We start from the raw sequence: 720 nt of genomic DNA on the forward strand, positions 1-720 counted from the left end.
GTGATACGCCCGTTTCACTGGCACCAGGAGCCGGTATTCATTCAGCAGGTTAAACAGACGGTCTCGTCCTATATTCAGCATGTTATCGGCCTGAGTGTTCAGCAGATAGTGCAGTTTACGCGTACCGATTCGCGGCTGACGACACCTGACGCGGGCAACAAACGCAAGAACCCGGGCATGTTGTTCCTGGCGTTTTCTGCGCCTTGTGTTGTCCTGATACCACGCCTGTCTGCTGTGCCCCAGGAACTGGCATGCGCGCGTAACGGTTATTTTGGGGGCCGGACTTTGCGCGAGGACTTGCCGTGCCGCTTTTTTACGACACTCACCCCGTAATCATTTTTCAGGACATTGATAACCGACTCAAAAAACTCCGCTTTCTGGTTCGCCAGCTCAAGCTGTTCTTCAAGTTCCCTGATTCTTTGTTCGGGTGTAAGCGGGATAGTCGTCTGAGCCACAGGCCGTTTCCTCTTCACCAGGTCAGGAAGTCCGGGACTCCAGTCAAGCCGGCCATATTTACGCAGCCAGACAAGAACGGTGGAGCGCCCCTGGATGCCATACCGCTGCTGGGCCTGTTTATAGGTCATCTCGCCTTTTTCAACCTGCTCAACAACGGCTATTTTAAAGGATAGAGGATAATCACGTTGGGTGCGTTTGAACTCAGTCATCATCACGTTCTCCGGATTTAAGTCAGGAACGTGTCAACGCTATTCAGGACGGGTC

At 52.9% G+C, this 720-nt stretch carries 1 pseudogene; it reads right to left on the reverse strand.

Annotated features, from left to right (window positions below):
- Window positions 1-668 (reverse strand): annotated as a pseudogene (locus M979_RS23195) (transposase family protein); the annotation flags it as partial.
- Window positions 669-720: the final 52 nt, after the last annotated feature.

The organism is Buttiauxella noackiae ATCC 51607, from assembly GCF_001654865.1.
Taxonomy (GTDB): Bacteria; Pseudomonadota; Gammaproteobacteria; order Enterobacterales; family Enterobacteriaceae; genus Buttiauxella; species Buttiauxella noackiae.